The following is an 18,360-nucleotide window of genomic DNA, read 5'->3' as shown; positions in this document are numbered from 1 at the left end:
CGGCGAGCGCGGCAAGCCGCGCGACCTGGGCGCGTCGGGCGACCTGCTGGCCCACGGCCGCGCGATCCTCGCCGAGCAGCCGTTCTCGGTGCTGCTCGGCGCGGAGCTGACCGCGCTGACGCCGCAGCGGGCCGAGCTGCAACTGCCGCTGCGCCAGCCTTTGCGGCAGCAGCATGGCTTTGCCCACGGCGGCGTGGTCAGCTATCTGGCCGACAACGCGCTGACCTATGCCGGCGGCGCCGCGATGGCGGCGCCGGTGGTGACCTCGGAATACAAGATCAATTACGTACGCCCCGCGCTGGGCGAGCGCTTGATCGCGCGTGCCGAGTGCGTCAGCCGCGGGCGGCAGCAGGCCGTGGTCCGTTGCGATGTCTTTGCCGTCCAGGACGGCGAGGAAAAGCTGTGCGCGGTCGCGCAGGGCACCATCGCGCGGATGGGCGAGGCGGGCTGAGCGGTCCTTCCGGCGGCGATGCGGACGGCGACGTCCGCATTCTCCCCATCATTCCCATCCCAAGGAGCGGCCATCGCCATGTCGTTGATCCTTTCCCGCCGCGACCTCGATTTTCTGCTCTACGAGTGGCTCGATGTCGAAACGCTGACGCGCATCCCGCGCTATGCCGACCACTCGCGCGAGACCTTCGACGCCGCGCTCGATACCTGCGAGAAGATTGCCACCGATCTGTTCGCGCCGCACAACAAGAAGAACGACCAGCAGGAACCGCATTTCGACGGCGAGACCGTCACCATCATCCCCGAAGTCAGGACCGCGCTGAAGGCGTTCTGCGAGGCCGGCCTGATGGCGGCCGGGCAGGACTACGAGCTGGGCGGCATGCAGCTGCCGGTGGTGGTCGAGAAGGCAGGCTTCGCGTATTTCAAGGGCGCCAACGTCGGCACCAGCTCCTATCCCTTCCTGACCATCGGCAACGCCAACCTGCTGCTGACGCACGGCACGCCGGCGCAGATCGACACCTTCGTCAAGCCGGAGCTGGAAGGGCGCTTCTTCGGCACCATGTGCCTGTCCGAGCCGCAGGCCGGCTCGTCGCTGTCGGACATCACCACGCGCGCCGAGTACGAGGGCGAATCGCCGCTGGGCGCGCAATACCGCCTGCGCGGCAACAAGATGTGGATCTCGGCGGGCGAGCACGAGCTGTCCGACAACATCGTGCATCTGGTGCTGGCCAAGATCCCCGGCCCGGACGGCAAGCTGATTCCCGGCGTCAAGGGCATCTCGCTGTTCATCGTGCCGAAGTTCCTGGTCAATGCCGACGGCTCGCTGGGCGAGCGCAACGATGTCGTGCTGGCCGGCCTGAACCACAAGATGGGCTATCGCGGCACCACCAACTGCCTGCTGAATTTCGGCGAGGGCACGCGCTACCGGCCCGGCGGCAAGGCGGGGGCGATCGGCTATCTGGTCGGGCAGCCGCACCAGGGCCTGGCCTGCATGTTCCACATGATGAACGAGGCCCGCATCGGCGTGGGCCTGGGCGCGGTGATGCTCGGCTATACCGGCTATCTGCACGCGCTGGACTACGCGCGCAACCGGCCGCAGGGCCGGCCGGTCGGCCCCGGCGGCAAGGACCCGTCGAGCCCGCAGGTCAAGCTGGTCGAGCATGCCGACGTGCGCCGCATGCTGCTGGCGCAGAAGAGCTACGTCGAGGGCGGGCTCGCGCTGAACCTGTACTGCGCGCGGCTGGTCGACGAAGAGCGCGCCGCGGCCACCGCAGGGGATACGGCCGAGCATCAGCGCCTCGCCTTGCTGCTCGACATCCTGACCCCGATCGCCAAGAGCTGGCCGTCGCAATGGTGCCTGGAGGCCAACAGCCTGGCGATCCAGGTGCATGGCGGCTACGGCTATACGCGCGAGTACAACGTCGAGCAGTTCTATCGCGACAACCGCCTGAATCCGATCCACGAAGGCACGCACGGCATCCAGGGGCTGGACCTGCTCGGGCGCAAGGTCGTGATGAAGGAGGGCGCCGCCTTCAAGGCGCTGGGGCAGGTGGTGCAGGCCACCATCGAGCGCGCGATCGCGAGCGGCGACGAGGCCCTGGGCACGCATGCGCGGGCGCTGGCGGCGCGCGTCGCGCGGCTGGCCGACGTCACGGCCCAGCTGTGGGCGGCCGGCGATCCGGCGGTGACGCTGGCCAATGCCTCGGTCTATCTGGAGGCGTTCGGCCACGTGGTGGTTGCCTGGATCTGGCTGGAGCAGGCGATGCTGGCACAACGCGCGCTGGCGGCGCTGCCGTCGGGCCATGCGGACGCGGACTTCTATCGCGGCAAGCTCGCGGCGGCGGACTACTTCTTCCGCTGGGAACTGCCGAAGGTCGGCCCGCAGCTCGATCTGCTGGCGTCGCTGGACCGCACCACGCTCGACATGCAGGACGCCTGGTTCTAGGACCGGCGCATTCACCAGCATCCACGAGACATCGGACACGCAGGACAAGGAGGGGACACCATGAAGACGATCGCACAGCTGTTCGATCTGAAGGGGCGCACCGCGCTGATCACCGGCGGCTCGCGCGGGCTCGGGCTGCAGATCGCCGAGGCGCTGGGCGAGCAGGGCGCGCGGCTGGTGCTGTCGGCGCGCAAGGCCGACGAGCTTAAAGCCGCGCAGGAACATCTGAAGGCGCGCGGCATCGAGGCCGACTGGATCGTCGCGGACGGCTCGCGCGACGACGAGATCGCGCGCCTGGCCGACGAGTCGCTGGCGCGCCTGCGCCACGTCGACATCCTGGTCAACAACGCCGGCGCGACCTGGGGCGCGCCCGCCGAGGACCACCCCGTCGAGGCCTGGGACAAGGTGATGAACCTGAACGTGCGCGGGCTGTTCCTGCTGACGCAGCGCATCGGCAAGCAGTCGATGATTCCGCGCCGCTATGGCCGCATCATCAACGTGGCTTCGATCGCTGGCCTGGCCGGCAATCCGCCGGGCACGATGGAGACGATTGCCTACAACACGTCCAAGGGCGCGGTGGTCAATTTCACGCGCACGCTGGCGGCCGAATGGGGCGAGCACAACATCACCGTCAACGCGCTGGCGCCGGGCTTCTTCCCGTCGAAGATGACGCAGGGCTCGCTGGCGCGCCTGGGCGTCGACAAGATGTGCGAGGGCGTGCCGCTGCATCGGCTGGGCGACGACGAGGACCTGAAGGGCGCCGCGCTGCTGTTCGCGACCGAGGCGGGCAAGCACATCACCGGCCAGATCCTGGCGGTCGATGGGGGCGTCAGCGCGATTTGAACCAAAGGACCACCACACCATGACCGAGCCCCGCAAAGGCTTCCCGATTCCGATTCCCTTCGTCGACGACCTCGGCCTGCGCTGCACGCACATGGGCGGCGGCGTCAGCGAGCTCGAGCTGGAGATCGAGCCGCGCCATCACAACGGCTGGGAGATGGCGCACGGCGGCGTGCTGATGACGCTGCTGGACGTCGCGATGGCGGTGGCCTGCCGCTCGGCCGATACCGAGGACGGCCGCGGCGTGGTCACCATCGAGATGAAGACCAGCTTCATGGCGCCGGGGCGCGGCACGCTGATCGCGCGCGGCGACTGCGTGCATCGCACCACCTCGATGGCGTTCTGCGAGGCGGAGATCGTCGACGCCGACGGCAAGCTGGTGGCGCGCAGCTCGGGCACCTTCAAGTACGTGCGACGCTCGCCGCCGCAGCGCGCCGAGACCGCGCCGGATGCGGGCGCCGACGGCTGACCGCAGACCGCAGATCGCTGCGCGGCCCGCGCAGCGCGGCACCCACCGAATCCAAAGAGAAAAAAACAAATGGAGACACCATGCAGGCCAATCGACGCGGGCGTACGCGCCTTCGCCAGATCGTTCGTCGAATCGCTCGGCGCATCGTTTGTCGTAGTGTCCGCCGTTTCGTCCCCTCGCCGCTGCCCATCGCGGCCGTGCTGCTGACTGCCATGGCGATCCCCACGCAAGCACAGACGCCGCCGGCTCGCACCTATGCCGACGCGGCGGCCACCGATCCTGTCACGCTCGGATGGATGCAGGGTTTTCCGCCGGCGCCGGACAAGGTCATCAGCTTCAGCGGCAAGAGCAACGGCTTCCCGCGCCACCGCTGGACCTTCTCGCACGTGCGCGAGCTGGTGCCGACCGTCTCGGTGTGGCGCGGCCCGGGCCCCGTGTCCGCGCTGCCGCGCGCCGAGCGCGACATCGGCGGCGTGCCCTTCGTCGATGCCGACGGCACGCGCCGCACCTTCGCCGACATGCTGGCGCTGACCTATACCGACGGCATCCTGGTGATGCACAAGGGCAAGGTCGTCTACGAGAAATACTTCGGCGCGCTGCAGCCGCAGCTGCCGCACGCGGCGTTCTCGATCACCAAGAGCTTCGTCGGCACGCTGGCCGCGATGCTGGCCAACGAGGGCAAGCTCGATCCGGCCGCGCCGGTCACGCGCTACGTGCCGGAGCTCGCGGACACCGCCTATGGCGACGCCACCGTGCGCCAGGTGATGGACATGACGATCGGCGTCAAATTCTCCGAGGACTACGCCGATCCGAAGGCCGAGGTCAACGACTATGCCCGCGCCGGCGGCATGATTCCGCGCGCGCCAGACTATGCCGGTCCGCGCTCCTTCTACGAATTCCTGACCACGCTGCGCAAGGAGGGCGAGCACGACCAGGCCTTCGCCTACAAGACCGTCAACGCCGAGGTGCTGGCGTGGATCGTGCAGCGCGCCTCGGGCGTGCCGTTGCCGAAGCTGATGTCCGACAAGCTGTGGCAGCCGCTCGGCGCCGAGGAGGACGCCTACTTCACCGTCGACAGCATCGGCACGCCGGGCGGCGGCGGCGCGATCAGCACCACGCTGCGCGACCTGGCCCGCTTCGGCGAGGCGATGCGCAACGACGGCCGCTTCAACGGCCGCCAGGTGATCCCCGCGGCGGTGGTTGCCGAGGTGCGCGGCGGCGGCGACCGCGCGAAGTTCGCCAAATCGGTCTATGCTCATCTGCCTGGCTGGAGCTACCGCGACATGTGGTGGGTCTCGCACGACGACCACGGCGCCTTCGAGGCCCGCGGCATCTTCGGCCAGCGCATCCATATCGATCCGAAGGCCGAGATGACCATCGTGCGCTACGCCTCGCATCCGATCGCCGGCAATGCCGCCAACGACCCGATCACGCTGCGCGCCTATCGCGCGCTGGCGCTTGCGCTGATGCAGCGCTGATGCAGCGCGGATCCCGAAGCCAACACCCAGCCCAACAACGTCCAACGACCACCTGACAAAGGAACGTCCCATGTCCGATACCTACAAGCGCATCGTCCTCGCCTCCCGTCCCAGCGGCGCCGTCTCGCCGGACAACTTCCGCCTCGAGCAGGTGCCGGTGCCGGAGCTGGCCGACGGCCAGGTGCTGGTCCGCAACCACTATCTGTCGCTCGACCCGTACATGCGCGGCCGCATGAACGAAGGCAAGTCCTACGCGACGCCGCAGCCGCTGAACGAGGTGATGATCGGCGGCACCGTCGGCGAGGTGGTGGCCTCGCGCAATCCGAAGTACGCGGTCGGCGACAAGGTGCTGGGCATGTTCGGCTGGCAGGAGATGGGCGTCAGCGACGGCAGCGGCATGCAGAAGGTCGACACCAGCCGGATCCCGCTGTCGGCCTACCTGGGCGCGGTCGGCATGCCCGGCGTCACCGCCTGGTACGGCCTGAACCGCATCATCGCGCCGAAGGCCGGCGAGACCGTGGTGGTCAGCGCGGCCTCGGGCGCCGTCGGCAGCGTGGTCGGGCAGCTGGCGAAGATGGCGGGCTGCCGCGCGGTCGGCATCGCCGGCGGCAAGGAGAAGTGCGACTACGTGGTCAACGAGCTGGGCTTCGATGCCTGCGTCGACTACAAGGCGGCATCCGATCCCAAGGCGCTGTACACGATGCTGAAGGAAGCCACGCCGCAGGGCGTCGACGGCTACTTCGAGAACGTCGGCGGCGAGATCCTCGACGCCGTGCTGTCGCGCATGAATCCGTTCGGCCGCATCGCGGTCTGCGGCATGATCGCCGGCTATGACGGCGAGCCGCTGCCCCTGAAGAATCCGCAGCTGATCCTGGTGTCGCGCCTGAAGATCGAGGGCTTCATCGTCTCCGAGCACATGGAGGTGTGGCCGCAGGCGCTGTCCGAGCTCGGCGGCGCGGTGGCGCAGGGCAAGCTCAAGTTCCGCGAGAGCGTGGCGCAGGGGCTGGAGAGCGCGCCCGAGGCCTTCATGGGCCTGCTCAAGGGCAAGAACTTCGGCAAGCAGCTGGTCAAGCTGATCTGACCGGCCGGCCCCGGTTATCGGCTGCCCGATATCCGCTATCCGCTATCCGCTATCCGCTATCCGCAGGAGACCGCGATGAACGCTCCCATCCCGGCACCGCAACGTGCCAGCCGTGCCGACGAGATCGGCGCCGATCTGCCGGAAGAAATCAAGGCGAAGTACCGCGTGCTGCCGCGCCCGCCGCGCTTCGAGACCCATGCCGAGGAGCGCCTGCATCGCAAGCAGCGGCTCGCGGCGGCCTTCCGGCTGTTCTCGAAGTTCGGTTTCGACGAGGGCGTGGCCGGCCATATCACCGCGCGCGACCCCGAGTTCACCGATACGTTCTGGGTCAATCCGTTCGGCGTGCATTTCAGCCAGGTCAAGGTATCGAACCTCATCCGCTGCGATCACCACGGCAACGTGGTGGAGGGCGATCATCCGGTCAACGCCGCCGCCTTCGCGATCCATTCGCGCGTGCACCAGACGCGCGAGGACGCGGTCGCCGCCGCGCATTCGCACAGCACCTATGGGCGCGCCTGGTCGACCCTGGGCCGGCCGCTCGATCCGCTGACGCAGGACGTCTGCGCCTTCTACCAGGACCATGCCGTCTATGACGACTTCGGCGGCGTGGTGGTGGAGCTTGACGAAGGCCAGCGCATCGCCAATGCGCTGGGGCCCAACAAGGCCGTGATCCTGCAGAACCACGGGCTGCTGACGGTGGGCCGCACGGTCGACGAGGCGGCCTGGTGGTTCATCACGATGGAGCGCTCGTGCCAGGTGCAGCTGCTGGCCGAGGCCGCCGCCGCGCGCATCGGCGGCGCGCCGAAGACGATCTCGGACGCCGCCGCGCGCACCGGCGGCGCGCCGAAGACGATCTCGGACGCCGCCGCGCGCCAGGCCTATTCGATCGTCGGCACCGCGCAGGCCGGCTGGTTCCAGTTCCAGCCGCTGTACGCGCGCATCGTCAAGGAGCAGCCCGACCTGCTCGATTGAGGCAGGAAGGGCCGGGGAGACCGGCGCGCAGAAGCCCGCCAGCAGAGCGGGCCAGCGGGAAACCGCACCGAAACGGGAGCGCGCCGGCATCGAGAAGGAGACCACGATGAAGCAGTTCCAGGAAAGAGTGGCCGTGATCACCGGCGGCGCGTCGGGATTCGGCAAGGAGTTCGCGCGCCTCGGCGCGGCGCTGGGCATGCGGCTGGTGCTGGCCGACGTCCAGCAGGACGCGCTCGACGCCACCGTGGCGGAGCTGCGCACGCAGGGCGCCCGCGTGATCGGCCTGCGCGTCGACGTATCGAAGGCCGAGCAGGTGCAGGCGCTGGCCGATGCCGCGATCGAGGCCTTCGGCGAGGTCAACCTGCTGTTCAACAACGCCGGCGTCGGTGCCGGCGGCCTGGTCTGGGAGAACTCGCAGAAGGACTGGGACTGGGTGCTGGGCGTGAACCTGCACGGCGTGATCCACGGCGTGCGTATCTTCACGCCGTTGATGCTCGAGGCCGCCGCGCGCGATGCCTCGTACGAGGGCCATATCGTCAATACCGCGTCGATGGCCGGCCTGCTGAATCCGCCGGCGATGGGCATCTACAACGTCTCCAAGCATGCGGTGGTGTCGCTGTCCGAGTCGCTGTACCAGGACCTGGCGCTGGTGACCGAACAGGTGCATTGCTCGCTGCTGTGCCCGTATTTCGTGCCGACCGGCATCCACCAGTCGCACCGCAATCGCCCGGCCGACCTCAGCAACGAGGCCCCGCCCACGCGTTCGCAGCTGGTCGCGCAGGCGCTGTCGGACAAGGCGGTCACCTCGGGCAAGGTCAGCGCGGAGGACGTGGCGCGGATGACCTTCGATGCGATCCGCGAGCAGCGCTTCTACATCTATTCGCATCCGCACGCGCTGGCGCCGGTGCAGCAGCGCTTCGAGGACATCGTCGGCCAGCGCAATCCCGGCGATCCGTTCGCCGGCAAGCCGCAGGTACGGGACGAGCTGGTGGCCGCGCTGCGCGGCTGAGGCGGGCGATTCGCGCGCAGGCACGGAGCGTGCATCGGCACGGCCGGCGCCGCGCCCGCATGGGGCGGGCGGGACGACAACGGCAAATCACAGAGAGGAGACCATGAGCACATCGGCCGTGATCCATCATCTGCAGTACGCCTCGCTGCCGAACGGCACGCGGCTGCACTATGCCAGCGCGGGGCAGCGCGGCAAGCCGCTGATGCTGTTCGTCCATGGCTTCCCCGAGTTCTGGTATGCGTGGGAGGCGCAGCTCGCCGAATTCGGCCAGACCCATTTCGCGGTCGCGCCGGATCTGCGCGGCTTCAATCTGTCGAGCAAGCCCGCCGCGGTCGAGGCCTACAAGCCGCGCCATCTGGTCGAGGACCTGGTGCAGTTCATCGCCGCGCTGGGCTACGACCGCTGCGTGGTGGTGGCGCACGACTGGGGCGGGGCGGTGTGCTGGAATCTGGCGATCCAGTATCCGGCGCTGGTGCAGCAGCTGGTCATCGTCAACGCGCCGCATCCGTATCTGTTCGCCCGCGCGCTGGCGGAGGACCCGCAACAGCAGGCGGCGTCGGCCTATATGAACTGGCTGCGCAAGCCGGGCTGCGAAGAGGTGCTGGCGGCCGACCACTACGCCAAACTCGCGGCGCTGCTGTCCGGGGGCGACGCGCCGCCCGAGTGGTTCACCGGCGAAACCCGCGACAAGTATCTCGCCGCGTGGTCGCAACCGGGCGAGGGCGGTTCGCATCCGCTGACCGGCAGCGTCAACTACTATCGCGCCTCGCCGCTGCATCCGCCGGCGCCGGGCGAGCCGCCGCCCGATCTGTCGCGGCTCGATCCCGAGGCCTTCGTCGTGCGCCTGCCGACGCTGGTGATCTGGGGCGAGAACGATCGGGCGTTGCCGAAGTCGCTGGTGGATGGGCTCGATCGCTTCGTGCCGCAGCTGCGGCTGGAGCGGATTCCGGAGGGCACGCACTGGGTCGTGCATGAGCAGCCGGAGCGGATCAATCGCTTGATCCGCAGCGCGTTGGGGTAATGGGGGGCGGAGGGGATAGCAAGCGCTGTTGCCCTTTCCCCCAAGCCCCTCTCCCGCTTGCGGGAGAGGGGGCGGGGGAGCGGGCAAGCGCGCGCCTTTTCGCCCGTCGAATCAAAGCCCCCCGAACGCTCCCAGCCGCTCCCGATACAGCCGGTAGTTCTCGTCGTCGAAGCAGACGAAGGTCACCTGTTCGATGGTGTCGGCCTCGGCCAGCGCCTGGCGCACCGCGGCGATCGCGATATCGGCCGCGCGTTCGCGCGGAAAGCCGTAGACGCCGGTGCTGATGTTCGGGAAGGCCAGCGTGCGCAGCCGATGCTCTGCGGCGAGCCTGATGCTGTTGCGATAGGCGCTGGCCAGCAGCGCGTCCTCGTTCTCGCCGCCGCCGCGCCAGACCGGGCCGACCGCGTGGATCACGTAGGGTGCCGGCAGCAGGCCGCCGGTCGTGATCACCGCCTCGCCGGTCGGGCAGCCGCCCTGGCGCTCGCGGATCTCGCGGCAGGCCGCCATGATGGCCGGACCGCCCGCCCCGTGGATCGCGCCATCGACGCCGCCCCCGCCCAGCAGGCCGCTGTTGGCCGCGTTGACGATGGCATCGACCTCCATCCGCGTGATATCGCCGTGCACCACCTGCAAGTGTTCGCCAGCCATGCCTGCCTCCTTGCGTCCGATGCGCGTGGCATCGGTTGAGCCTTACACCGACTGCGTCTTACATCAACTGCGCCCTGCACCGATCGAGCCTTACATCGATTCCGCCAGCATACGCCGATAGTCCTCGGCGCCGGCTTCCTTCGGATTGGTCTTGTGGCAATGGTCGGCCAGCGCGCCGGCCACGACCTTGTCGAACATCGCCTCGGTGACGCCCATCGCGGCCAGCCCCGTCGGCAGGCCCAGACGCGCGGTCATGTCGTACACCGCCTGCGCGACATCGGCGTCGGCCGGCAGATGCATGGCGCGGCGCAGGCGGCCATAGCGGTCCTCGCGCACGATGCTCGGCGCGTCGGCGTTGAAGCGCAGCACCGCGGGCATCACCACCGCGTTCAGCGTGCCGTGGTGCAGGCCGGTGCGGCCGTCGATCTTCAGGCCGCCGAGCGGGTGCGACAGCGAGTGGACGCAGCCGAGGCCCTTCTGGAAGGCCATCGCGCCCTGCATCGACGCGCTCATCATGTTCAGACGCGCCTCGCGGTCGCTGCCGTCGCGCGTGGCGCGTTCGATATGGGCCCAGGCGCGCTCCAGCCCGTCGAGCGCGATGCCGTCGGCCGGCGGGTTGAAGGCGGGGGCGAGGAAGGTCTCGATGCAATGCGCGATCGCGTCCATGCCGGTCGCCGCCGTCAGGCCCGGCGGCAGGCCCAGGGTCAGTTCCGGATCGCAGATCGCCGACTTGGGCAGCAGATGCCAGGAATGGAAGCCGAGCTTGCGGCCGTCGTCGAGGATGATGATGGCGCCGCGGGCGACCTCGCTGCCGGTGCCCGAGGTCGTCGGCACTGCGATCAGCGGCGCGGCGCGCTCGGTGATCCTGCCGCTGCCGCCCTCGATGGTGGCGTAGGTGGTCAGCTCGCCCTCGTGCGTGGCCAGGATCGCGATGCCCTTGGCCAGATCGATCGAGGAACCGCCGCCGACCGCGATCAGGCCGTCGCATCCCTCGCTGCGGTATTGCGCCGCGGCCTGGCGCACCATCGCCTCGGTCGGATTGGAGGGGGTGTCGTCGAACACGGCAACCGGCAGACCCTCCAGCGCGTCGATGGCGCGCTGCGCGATGCCGGCGGCGACCACGCCCTTGTCGGTCACCAGCAGCGGCCGGCGGATGCCGATGCGCTCGCACTCCGATTTCAGCAGCTTGACCGCGCCGAAATCGAGATGGATATGGGTCAGGTAATAGATAAAGGCCATCGTGCTTGTCTCCGTGATTGTTATGTCGGCGAGGGCGGGCGGGTGGCGGCATCGTGCTGCGCTGCCATGCCCGCGGTGCGTTGCAAATCCAGGCCCGGAAGATTGTCGCAGCGTTTTCCGTCGGGCGGGGAGGGGGCAAACGCGGTGTCGCATTGCCACATTTTTCCATGCCGGTATGCCCACAAAGCGGTGGCATCATACTAAAATCGAACGCTCGTTCACAATTCGAACTTCACCGCAGGAACTGGACCGGGCGTTCCGGCCGTTCGCCACCGCAAAGCCACACCGCACGATCGCCTCGCCTTCATGTCAGCTGTCCCGTCCGGGTTCCCCGCGTCTTCCGCCTCCTCTGTTCCGCCAGGCATGCCGGCGCAGCCGCTCGATCCGCAGATCGCGCAGCTGCTGGACATGGTGGCGCGCGCCAAGCGGCCGCCGCTGCATCATCTGGACCCGGCCGATGCCAAGATCGCCTACGAGAAAAGCGCGCTGATCCTGGACGTGGCCCCCACACCGGTGCACAGCGTCGAGGACATGGCGGTGCCGGCGCGCGACGGCCATGCGATTCCGGTGCGGCTCTATGCGCCGCGCGAGGCGAGCTGGGCCGAGCCGTTGCCGCTGCTGCTGTACTTCCACGGCGGCGGCTTCACGGTCGGCAGCATCGCCACGCACGAGCCACTGTGCCGGCTGCTGTGCGCGCGCGCCGATGCGATGGTGCTGTCGGTCGACTACCGGCTCGGGCCGCAATGGAAATTTCCAACGGCGGTCGACGATGCCTTCGACGTGCTGCACTGGGTCTTCGAGCAGGCGCCGCGGCTGGGCGCCGATGCGAGCCGCATCGCGCTCGGCGGCGACAGCGCCGGCGGCACGCTGGCGGCGGCCTGCGCAGTCGAGGCGCGCAACCGTGGCCTGGCGCCGGTGCTGCAGATGCTGCTGTATCCGGGCACCAGTGCGCGCCAGGACACGCCGTCGCAGCGGGTGCTGGCCGACGGCTACCTGCTGACCGCGTCGATGATCCAGTGGTTCTTCGCGCAGTATCTGGACCGCGAGCAGAGCCGCGACGACTGGCGCTTCGCGCCGCTCGATGGCGGCGGCAGCGGTGCGGACGTGGCCGGATGCTGTCCGGCCTGGATCGCGGTGGCCGGCTACGACCCGCTGCACGACGAAGGCGTCGCGTATGCGCGGAAGCTGCGGGCGGCCGGCGTGCCGGCAGAAGTGGCGGACTACCCCGGCATGATCCATGATTTCTTCAAGCTGGGACGCTTCGTCCCGGCAGTGGCGCGCGCGCACGACGATGCCGTGCGTGCGTTGCGAACGGCCTTCGGCACCGCGCCGCCCGTCTAGGGCCGCGCTCGATGCCAAGCCAAGGCGGTCGCAGAAACCCCGGTTTTTCAGGCAGTTATCGAGTACCCGAGCAGTACCTTGTAGCAACAGGAGACGACTACAGATGCAACGCCGCCACTTCCTCGCCCGTGCGGGCGCCATCGCCGCCGCCGCGGTCACCGGCCTGGCCGCCACCCCCGCGGCCCACGCCCAGGCGGACAATTTCCCGCAGAAGCCGATCCGCCTCATCATCGGCTATACCGCGGGCGGTTCCACCGATATCCCGTTCCGCGTGCTCGCGGAGAATGCCTCGAAGATCCTGGGCCAGCCGGTGATCGTCGAGAACAAGCCCGGTGCCGGCGGCGTGCTGCCGGCGCAGATGATGCAGGCCACGCCGCCCGACGGCTACACGCTGGCGCAGATCCCGCTGCCGGTGTTCCGCCTGCCGTACACCACCAAGATCAACTGGGACCCGGTCAAGGACCTGACCTATGTGATCAACCTGGCCGGCTATGCCTTCGGCCTGGTCGTGCCGGCCGATTCGCCGATCAAGACCATGCAGGAGTACATCGCCTACGCCAAGGCCAATCCGGGCAAGCTGACCTACGGCACGCCCGGCTCGATGACGACGCTGCATCTGACGATGGAAGAGCTGGCGATGAAGCAGAACGTCCAGTTCTCGCACATCCCGTTCAAGGGCAATTCCGAGTCGATGCAGGCGCTGCTGGGTGGCCACGTGATGTCGGTGGCCGACACGCCGGCGTGGGCGCCGTACGTCGAACAGGGCCGCCTGCGCCTGCTGTCGGTGTGGGGCGACAAGCGCTCGCCGCGCTTCCCCAACGTGCCGACGCTGAAGGAGCTCGGCCTGGGCATCGTGCAGACCTCGCCGTTCGGCCTGGCCGCGCCCAAGGGCACCGATCCGAAGATCGTCAAGAAGCTGCATGACGCCTTCAAGCAGGCGATGGAAATGCCGAACTACCGCGAGTCGCTGGCCAAGTTCGACATGGAGCCGTTCTACATGAACAGCGAGCAGTACGCGAAGTTCGCCGCCGATACGGTCAAGAAGGAAAAGGCCATCATCGAGAAGCTGGGCCTGGCACGGCCGCAGTAACGGGCTGCGGCTAGGGGCCTGCAAGGGCCCGAAGTAAATGCCGATGCAAAAGCCGATGCAAAGGCCGATGCAAGGGCCGGCGCAAGACGCTGCCGCAAGAGCCCGCCGCTGCCGTCCTTGCCGTCGTCCCCGCCGCAGCGGGGACGACGGCCTCCTTCACGACTCACTCCGAGGAATCCGCATGGCCAAGGAAGAGTTTCGCCACAGCATGCCGTTGCGCGTGCGCTGGGCCGAGGTCGATCCGCAGTCGATCGTCTTCAACGCGCATTACCTGACCTATTGCGACATCTGCGTGACCGAGTACTGGCGCGCGGTCGGCATCCGCTATCCCGAGGACGTGCTGCACGCGCATGGCGTCGACATGTACGTCGTCAAATCGACGCTCGAATACCACGGCTCGGCCCGCTTCGACGACATGCTCGACATTCGCGGCCGCATCGCGCGCATCGGCCGCTCCAGCATGCTGTTCCGCGTCGAGATGTACCGCGGCGACGAGCACCTGATCACCGGCGAGATCGTCTACGTCTGCGCCGATCCGGCGACGCAGCGTTCGGCGCCGGTGCCGGCCGCGGTGCGCGAGGCGATCGTGACCTACGAGACGGTGGCGCCGGAGCAGTAAGCCTGCCTTCGGGGGTGGTCGACAGGCGGTCGCGCGCCTGCCGCGCGCGACCGCCATCTCGCCATCTCGCCATCTCGCCATCTCGCCATCTCGCCATCTCGCCATCCCGCCGGCGCCCACCAGGTCCGCTGAAAGATCGGCCCGACGCGAGTATCATGCCGATCCTCGCAACCGTCGCGTCATCCCTCCCATCATGACTCTCACCGTTCGCCTGCTGCCCTGGTCCGAAGCGCGCGAGACCGCGCGCGCGATCCGCTATGCCGTGTTCGTCGAAGAGCAGGGCGTGCCGGTCGAACTCGAATGGGACGAGTGGGACGAGCCCAGCTGGCATGCGATCGCCTATGACGCGCAGGGCGTCCCGGTGGCGACCGGCCGGCTGCTGCCGGACGGCCATATCGGCCGCATGGCGGTGCTGGCCAGCGCGCGCGGCACCGGCATCGGCGCGCGGGTGCTCGATGCGCTGATGGCCAAGGCCGAGGAACTCGGCTATCCCGAACTGGTGCTCAACGCGCAGTCGCATGCGGCGCCGTTCTACGCCCGCGTCGGCTTCCAGCAGGTCGGCGAGCCGTTCGAGGAAGCGGGCATTCCCCATATCGAGATGCGCAAGCGGCTGGGGGGCGGGGCGCAAGGCTAGTCCCGGGCGGGCTCGGGACTTCGGACGGCCGGCGCGTCAGCCATCGGCCGACGGCCGCCGCGGCGGCGGTATGAGACCATGCAGGGTCCGTCGGCGCACTCTTGGGCATGCCTTGAGATTGCCTTGAGATTGCCTTGAGATTGCCTTGAGATTGCTTTGCACTTGGCGCGGCTGTCCTCGTTTGGCGCCGTGCCGAGCCACATCGAGCCGGAAGCCGCACCAAGCGGCAAGCCGCACCAAGCCGCACCAAGCCGCAAAGAGCCGTACCAACCGTCTCGCATGAACGACCTTTCGACCGATCTGCCGCGGCAGTCCGCCGCCCCCGTATCGCCATCTCTCGCACCCGCCGATCCGCCCCCGCCGCCGCGCACCGCGCCGGCCACCTGGGCCACGATGGCGCTGTTCTTCGTCAATGGCGCGACCTTCGCCACCTGGGGCGTTCATATCCCGACCATCAAGACGCGCTTCGGCCTGTCCGACGCCGTGCTGTCGATGGCCATGCTGGCGGTGGCCTTCGGCGCCATCATCGCGATGGGGCCGGTGGGACGGTGGATCTCCAGGGTCGGCAGCACGCGCGCCTGCATGTCGGGCGGCGTCGCCTATGGCCTGGCCACCATCGCGATCCTGGCGATGCCGCATTTCTACGCGCTGGTGCCCGCGCTGATCGCCTTCGGCATGGCCAGCGCCGTGTTCGACGTCGCGATGAACGCGCAGGCCGCGACGGTCGAATCGCAGCGCCACAAACCCATCATGTCCGCGCTGCACGGCATGTTCAGCCTCGGCGGCATGGTAGGCGCGGCAGTGGGCGGGCTGTTGCTGTCGCTGCAGGTCGCGCCGCTGGCGCACGCGATCGGCATGGCGCTGCTGACCGCCGGCGTCGGGCTGGCCTCCAAACGCTGGCTGCTGCCGGACCACCCGACCGCGCCGCACGCCGACAAGGGCCACGACCATGCCGGCCGCGCGCTGTGGCTGCTGGGCCTGATGGCGTTTCTCGGGCTGGTGGGCGAGGGCGCGATGTACGACTGGACCAGCGTCTATATGCGTGAGATCGCGCAGGCGCCGATCGGCTGGATCAGCTTCGGCTATGCCGCGTTCTCGGGTGGCATGGCGGTTGGCCGCTTCACCGGCGATCTGGCGCGGGCGCGCTGGACCGATGGCGGCACGCTGACGGCGAGCGCCTGGCTGGCCTTCGTCGGCATCAGCCTGGCGCTGCTGTGGCCCGCGCCGTGGGCGAGCCTGCTGGGCTTTGCGATGATGGGCCTGGGCGCGGCCAATATGGTGCCGATCTTCTTCGTGGCGGCGTCGAAGCTGCCGGGGGTCCCGCCGGCCGAGGGGATTTCGCGGGTGGCGCGCTTCGGCTATATCGGGCTGATGCTGGGGCCGGTGATGATCGGCGGCGTCGCGCATGCCAGCGACCTGCGCTATGGACTCGGCCTGGTGGCGCTGACGATGGGATGGATCGCGCTGGCAGGCGCGCGGACGGTGCGGCGCTATCTGTCGAGTTGAGTGCCAAGGCTGCCGGCCGCACGCATGCGGGGCCCGGCGTTCTTGTCGATCTACCGGTCTACGCGCGTCAACGCCACCGGGTTCCCGCCCTGCGCGGGAAGGACGCAAGGCGTCAGCGTGGCGCCGGAATCGTGCCGGCGCGGCTGGCGACGTTCATCTGGCCCCGGTACGACACCTCGCCGGTCGGCCCCGCCGCATCGAAGCTGCGCTCGCTCAGGTCGAAGCGGCCATCATGGCGCACCCGCAGCACGGTGCTGGCGCGCGTGCCGTACGAGGGCGAGCGGATAAAGGCCGACGACAGCAGCTTTTCCCATTCGGGCGCGACGCCCGTCTGCGGCAATTCGAAATCGCAGGCCTGGCGGGTATCGGCCAAGAGAGCCAGATAGGGCTCGACGCTGGCATTGGGCGCGCCGGTATCGGCGGCCAGCGTCTCGGCCAGCGCGCCGACGCGGCTGCGCACCTTCGGCCAGGGCGTGTCGAGCAGCGCGTTGGACAGGCCGTACAGGCCGGGCTTGAGCCGCTGCGGCGCACCGTCGGGCGAGCGGTTGCTGTACCACCACAGCGCATCCAGATCGCCCGCCAGCAGATTGAAGCCGTTGTAGGCGCCAGGCCCGCGGATGCCGGCACCACGGGCGAGATCGCCGACATATTGCTCCGGCGACGACTCGCCGCGCAGGAAGCCCGCCACCAGTTCGCCGCGCGAGCGCGCATCGGTGCGCTTCTCGGAGGGCGCGCGGTAATTGGTCAGCGCGGCAAAGCGCCCGCCGGCGGTCACGCCCATCCAGGTGCCGGGCTCGCCGATCACGTCCGCCTGGTCCCGGCCGGCCAGCACCTCGGGCGCATCGTCCCACCAGTGCGCCGGCGCCGCCGGGCGGACATAGAATTCATCGCGATTGGCCGCGACCACCAACGCATAGTCGGGGTGGGCCTGCCAAGCGACGAGGATCAAACACATAAGCCATTCCTTGTTGCGGGCCGCTGCATCGGTGCAGTGCATCGATGCAGGCGGCGCCGCGCTACAACAGGTCCAGGTCGACGAACTTTTCGACCTGGCGCTCGCCTTCGAGCCAGTGCTGCAAACCGCTTTGCCGCCACAGTCCGTCGAGCGTCGCATCGAAGGCCGGCGGCACGTCGGCGTAGGCCTCCATCCAGGTCTGCAGGCCGGCGCGGGTTTCGGGCCTGCGCATCAGCGTACCACCGATCCCGGTGGCTTCGGCCACCGTGGCCATCCAGCGGTGCCAGTGCGGCAGCGCCTCGGCGGCCTCGTGCTCGCGCACGCGGAAGTAGACGAACAGGTGGTCGCTCATCGCGGCGTCTCCTTGCGGACCCGATGGACGTGATGGACCTGATGCACCTGATGGACCTGATGCACCTGATGGACCTGATGCACCTGATGCACCTGATGCACCTGATGCACCTGATGGGCCTGATGGAGCTGATTGACCATTGATGGACCTGTTGGACGCTGCGGCCTGCCCGGCCTCACGCGGCGTCAGGCGGCCGGATCGGTGGCCAGCAGCGGCACCGGGTAGGGCAGCTCGCCCACGGTGACCGCCAGCCCCTCGGCGTGGCCCAAATGCAGGCTGGCGCCGGCCGCATCGATCTTCAGTTCGGCCAGCGCGTCCCAGCCGGCGCCATCGGGCTTGGGCGCGGCGTTGACGATCATGCCGCTCGGCTGGCCGGGATCGTCGGCGCGATAGATTTCGGCGCCTGCGTCCGGGGTCTCGCCTTCGCCGCTGACCAGCCACATGCGGCGCTTGAGTGTGCCGCGATACTGGCTGCGCGCGACGACTTCCTGGCCCGGATAGCAGCCCTTGCGGAAATTGACGCCGCCGATCAGCTCGAAATTGATCATCTGCGGCACGAACTGTTCCTGCGTCGCGACCACGATGCGCGGGATGCCGGCGCGGATCTCCAGCCAGTCCCACAGCTCGGCATCGGCCGGCAGCAGCGTGGTGCCAAGCGTTTGCTGCACGGCATCGGCCTGCGCGGCCGGCGCCACGACCTGCCAGCGCGGC

The 18,360-nt window shown here is 68.9% G+C and carries 19 protein-coding genes; 14 read left to right on the top strand and 5 right to left on the bottom strand.

Going from position 1 to position 18,360, the window contains the following annotated elements; translation table 11 throughout:
- Window positions 1–25 precede the first annotated feature (25 nt).
- The 9 genes from AC6EI8_RS07915 to AC6EI8_RS07875 all read left to right on the top strand — a co-directional run bounded on the left by AC6EI8_RS07915 (window position 26) and on the right by AC6EI8_RS07875 (window position 9,265).
- On the top strand, window positions 26–451 hold the full coding sequence (locus AC6EI8_RS07915) for a PaaI family thioesterase (RefSeq protein ID WP_149318938.1): 426 nt from the start codon (window positions 26–28) through the stop codon (window positions 449–451).
- Window positions 452–529: 78 nt separating this feature from the next.
- A complete protein-coding gene (locus AC6EI8_RS07910) occupies window positions 530–2,395 on the top strand; it encodes an acyl-CoA dehydrogenase (RefSeq protein ID WP_150082968.1) in 1,866 nt (621 codons plus the stop codon).
- 60 nt (window positions 2,396–2,455) lie between these two features.
- Window positions 2,456–3,238 (top strand): SDR family oxidoreductase, encoded by a 783-nt coding sequence (locus AC6EI8_RS07905; protein ID WP_498381673.1) that lies wholly within the window; start codon window positions 2,456–2,458, stop codon window positions 3,236–3,238.
- A gap of 19 nt (window positions 3,239–3,257) precedes the next feature.
- Window positions 3,258–3,704 (top strand): PaaI family thioesterase, encoded by a 447-nt coding sequence (locus AC6EI8_RS07900; protein ID WP_149318794.1) that lies wholly within the window; start codon window positions 3,258–3,260, stop codon window positions 3,702–3,704.
- Window positions 3,705–3,916: 212 nt separating this feature from the next.
- Entirely contained in the window at window positions 3,917–5,182 is a 1,266-nt protein-coding gene (locus tag AC6EI8_RS07895; RefSeq protein ID WP_223819561.1) for a serine hydrolase domain-containing protein, read from the top strand.
- Window positions 5,183–5,252: 70 nt separating this feature from the next.
- A complete protein-coding gene (locus AC6EI8_RS07890; RefSeq protein ID WP_150082967.1) occupies window positions 5,253–6,263 on the top strand; it encodes an NADP-dependent oxidoreductase in 1,011 nt (336 codons plus the stop codon).
- A 75-nt stretch (window positions 6,264–6,338) separates the two neighbouring features.
- Window positions 6,339–7,235 (top strand): class II aldolase/adducin family protein, encoded by an 897-nt coding sequence (locus tag AC6EI8_RS07885; RefSeq protein WP_498381672.1) that lies wholly within the window; start codon window positions 6,339–6,341, stop codon window positions 7,233–7,235.
- A 106-nt stretch (window positions 7,236–7,341) separates the two neighbouring features.
- Window positions 7,342–8,244 (top strand): SDR family oxidoreductase, encoded by a 903-nt coding sequence (locus AC6EI8_RS07880; protein WP_150082965.1) that lies wholly within the window; start codon window positions 7,342–7,344, stop codon window positions 8,242–8,244.
- Between the two features lie 103 nt (window positions 8,245–8,347).
- Window positions 8,348–9,265, top strand: coding sequence for an alpha/beta fold hydrolase (locus AC6EI8_RS07875; RefSeq protein WP_498381671.1), 918 nt, complete (start codon window positions 8,348–8,350; stop codon window positions 9,263–9,265).
- 111 nt (window positions 9,266–9,376) lie between these two features.
- Here the strand turns inward: AC6EI8_RS07875 and AC6EI8_RS07870 are convergent, their stop codons facing one another.
- Together AC6EI8_RS07870 and gbd are read right to left on the bottom strand one after the other, a co-directional pair.
- Window positions 9,377–9,913, bottom strand: a complete 537-nt coding sequence (locus tag AC6EI8_RS07870; protein ID WP_149318789.1) for an O-acetyl-ADP-ribose deacetylase — start codon at window positions 9,911–9,913, stop codon at window positions 9,377–9,379.
- 90 nt (window positions 9,914–10,003) lie between these two features.
- Window positions 10,004–11,152 carry a 4-hydroxybutyrate dehydrogenase gene (gene gbd, locus AC6EI8_RS07865; RefSeq protein ID WP_149318788.1) on the bottom strand — a complete coding sequence of 383 codons (1,149 nt, stop codon included), beginning with the start codon at window positions 11,150–11,152 and terminating at the stop codon, window positions 10,004–10,006.
- Window positions 11,153–11,515: 363 nt separating this feature from the next.
- On the opposite strand from gbd, the gene AC6EI8_RS07860 reads away from it, so the two are divergent.
- The 5 genes from AC6EI8_RS07860 to AC6EI8_RS07840 all read left to right on the top strand — a co-directional run bounded on the left by AC6EI8_RS07860 (window position 11,516) and on the right by AC6EI8_RS07840 (window position 16,342).
- The gene (locus AC6EI8_RS07860; RefSeq protein WP_456064378.1) at window positions 11,516–12,493 is read left to right on the top strand and encodes an alpha/beta hydrolase; all 978 of its coding nucleotides are present in this window, start codon (window positions 11,516–11,518) and stop codon (window positions 12,491–12,493) included.
- A 103-nt stretch (window positions 12,494–12,596) separates the two neighbouring features.
- Entirely contained in the window at window positions 12,597–13,583 is a 987-nt protein-coding gene (locus tag AC6EI8_RS07855; RefSeq protein ID WP_064573510.1) for a tripartite tricarboxylate transporter substrate binding protein, read from the top strand.
- Between the two features lie 181 nt (window positions 13,584–13,764).
- On the top strand, window positions 13,765–14,202 hold the full coding sequence (locus AC6EI8_RS07850; protein ID WP_023264187.1) for a YbgC/FadM family acyl-CoA thioesterase: 438 nt from the start codon (window positions 13,765–13,767) through the stop codon (window positions 14,200–14,202).
- Between the two features lie 193 nt (window positions 14,203–14,395).
- Window positions 14,396–14,836: a GNAT family N-acetyltransferase gene (locus AC6EI8_RS07845; protein WP_265632385.1), complete on the top strand. Its 441-nt coding sequence runs from the start codon at window positions 14,396–14,398 to the stop codon at window positions 14,834–14,836.
- A gap of 393 nt (window positions 14,837–15,229) precedes the next feature.
- Window positions 15,230–16,342, top strand: coding sequence for an MFS transporter (locus tag AC6EI8_RS07840; protein ID WP_226107034.1), 1,113 nt, complete (start codon window positions 15,230–15,232; stop codon window positions 16,340–16,342).
- A 112-nt stretch (window positions 16,343–16,454) separates the two neighbouring features.
- Here the strand turns inward: AC6EI8_RS07840 and AC6EI8_RS07835 are convergent, their stop codons facing one another.
- The 3 genes from AC6EI8_RS07835 to ygfZ all read right to left on the bottom strand — a co-directional run.
- Complete coding sequence (locus AC6EI8_RS07835; RefSeq protein ID WP_150082961.1) at window positions 16,455–17,297, bottom strand: NRDE family protein; 843 nt, start codon at window positions 17,295–17,297, stop codon at window positions 16,455–16,457.
- A 61-nt stretch (window positions 17,298–17,358) separates the two neighbouring features.
- Window positions 17,359–17,649: a DUF4936 family protein gene (locus AC6EI8_RS07830; RefSeq protein WP_149318783.1), complete on the bottom strand. Its 291-nt coding sequence runs from the start codon at window positions 17,647–17,649 to the stop codon at window positions 17,359–17,361.
- Between the two features lie 185 nt (window positions 17,650–17,834).
- Window positions 17,835–18,360: CAF17-like 4Fe-4S cluster assembly/insertion protein YgfZ (gene ygfZ / locus AC6EI8_RS07825; RefSeq protein WP_498381670.1), on the bottom strand; the 526-nt coding region annotated here is incomplete at its 5' end.

The organism is Cupriavidus sp. R6-3 (assembly GCF_059772245.1).
This window is presented reverse-complemented; position numbering and strand designations above follow the sequence as displayed.

Bases quoted from the DNA above. Each gene is read 5' to 3' on its own strand.
- AC6EI8_RS07830 (WP_149318783.1), bottom strand. From the start codon at position 17,649: ATGAGCGACCACCTGTTCGTCTACTTCCGCGTGCGCGAGCACGAGGCC.
- AC6EI8_RS07855 (WP_064573510.1), top strand. From the start codon at position 12,597: ATGCAACGCCGCCACTTCCTCGCCCGTGCGGGCGCCATCGCCGCCGCC.
- AC6EI8_RS07835 (WP_150082961.1), bottom strand. From the start codon at position 17,297: ATGTGTTTGATCCTCGTCGCTTGGCAGGCCCACCCCGACTATGCGTTG.
- AC6EI8_RS07875 (WP_498381671.1), top strand. From the start codon at position 8,348: ATGAGCACATCGGCCGTGATCCATCATCTGCAGTACGCCTCGCTGCCG.
- AC6EI8_RS07850 (WP_023264187.1), top strand. From the start codon at position 13,765: ATGGCCAAGGAAGAGTTTCGCCACAGCATGCCGTTGCGCGTGCGCTGG.
- AC6EI8_RS07910 (WP_150082968.1), top strand. From the start codon at position 530: ATGTCGTTGATCCTTTCCCGCCGCGACCTCGATTTTCTGCTCTACGAG.
- AC6EI8_RS07840 (WP_226107034.1), top strand. From the start codon at position 15,230: ATGGCGCTGTTCTTCGTCAATGGCGCGACCTTCGCCACCTGGGGCGTT.
- gbd (WP_149318788.1), bottom strand. From the start codon at position 11,152: ATGGCCTTTATCTATTACCTGACCCATATCCATCTCGATTTCGGCGCG.
- AC6EI8_RS07845 (WP_265632385.1), top strand. From the start codon at position 14,396: ATGACTCTCACCGTTCGCCTGCTGCCCTGGTCCGAAGCGCGCGAGACC.
- AC6EI8_RS07900 (WP_149318794.1), top strand. From the start codon at position 3,258: ATGACCGAGCCCCGCAAAGGCTTCCCGATTCCGATTCCCTTCGTCGAC.
- AC6EI8_RS07895 (WP_223819561.1), top strand. From the start codon at position 3,917: ATGGCGATCCCCACGCAAGCACAGACGCCGCCGGCTCGCACCTATGCC.
- AC6EI8_RS07870 (WP_149318789.1), bottom strand. From the start codon at position 9,913: ATGGCTGGCGAACACTTGCAGGTGGTGCACGGCGATATCACGCGGATG.
- AC6EI8_RS07860 (WP_456064378.1), top strand. From the start codon at position 11,516: ATGCCGGCGCAGCCGCTCGATCCGCAGATCGCGCAGCTGCTGGACATG.
- AC6EI8_RS07880 (WP_150082965.1), top strand. From the start codon at position 7,342: ATGAAGCAGTTCCAGGAAAGAGTGGCCGTGATCACCGGCGGCGCGTCG.
- AC6EI8_RS07905 (WP_498381673.1), top strand. From the start codon at position 2,456: ATGAAGACGATCGCACAGCTGTTCGATCTGAAGGGGCGCACCGCGCTG.
- AC6EI8_RS07885 (WP_498381672.1), top strand. From the start codon at position 6,339: ATGAACGCTCCCATCCCGGCACCGCAACGTGCCAGCCGTGCCGACGAG.
- AC6EI8_RS07890 (WP_150082967.1), top strand. From the start codon at position 5,253: ATGTCCGATACCTACAAGCGCATCGTCCTCGCCTCCCGTCCCAGCGGC.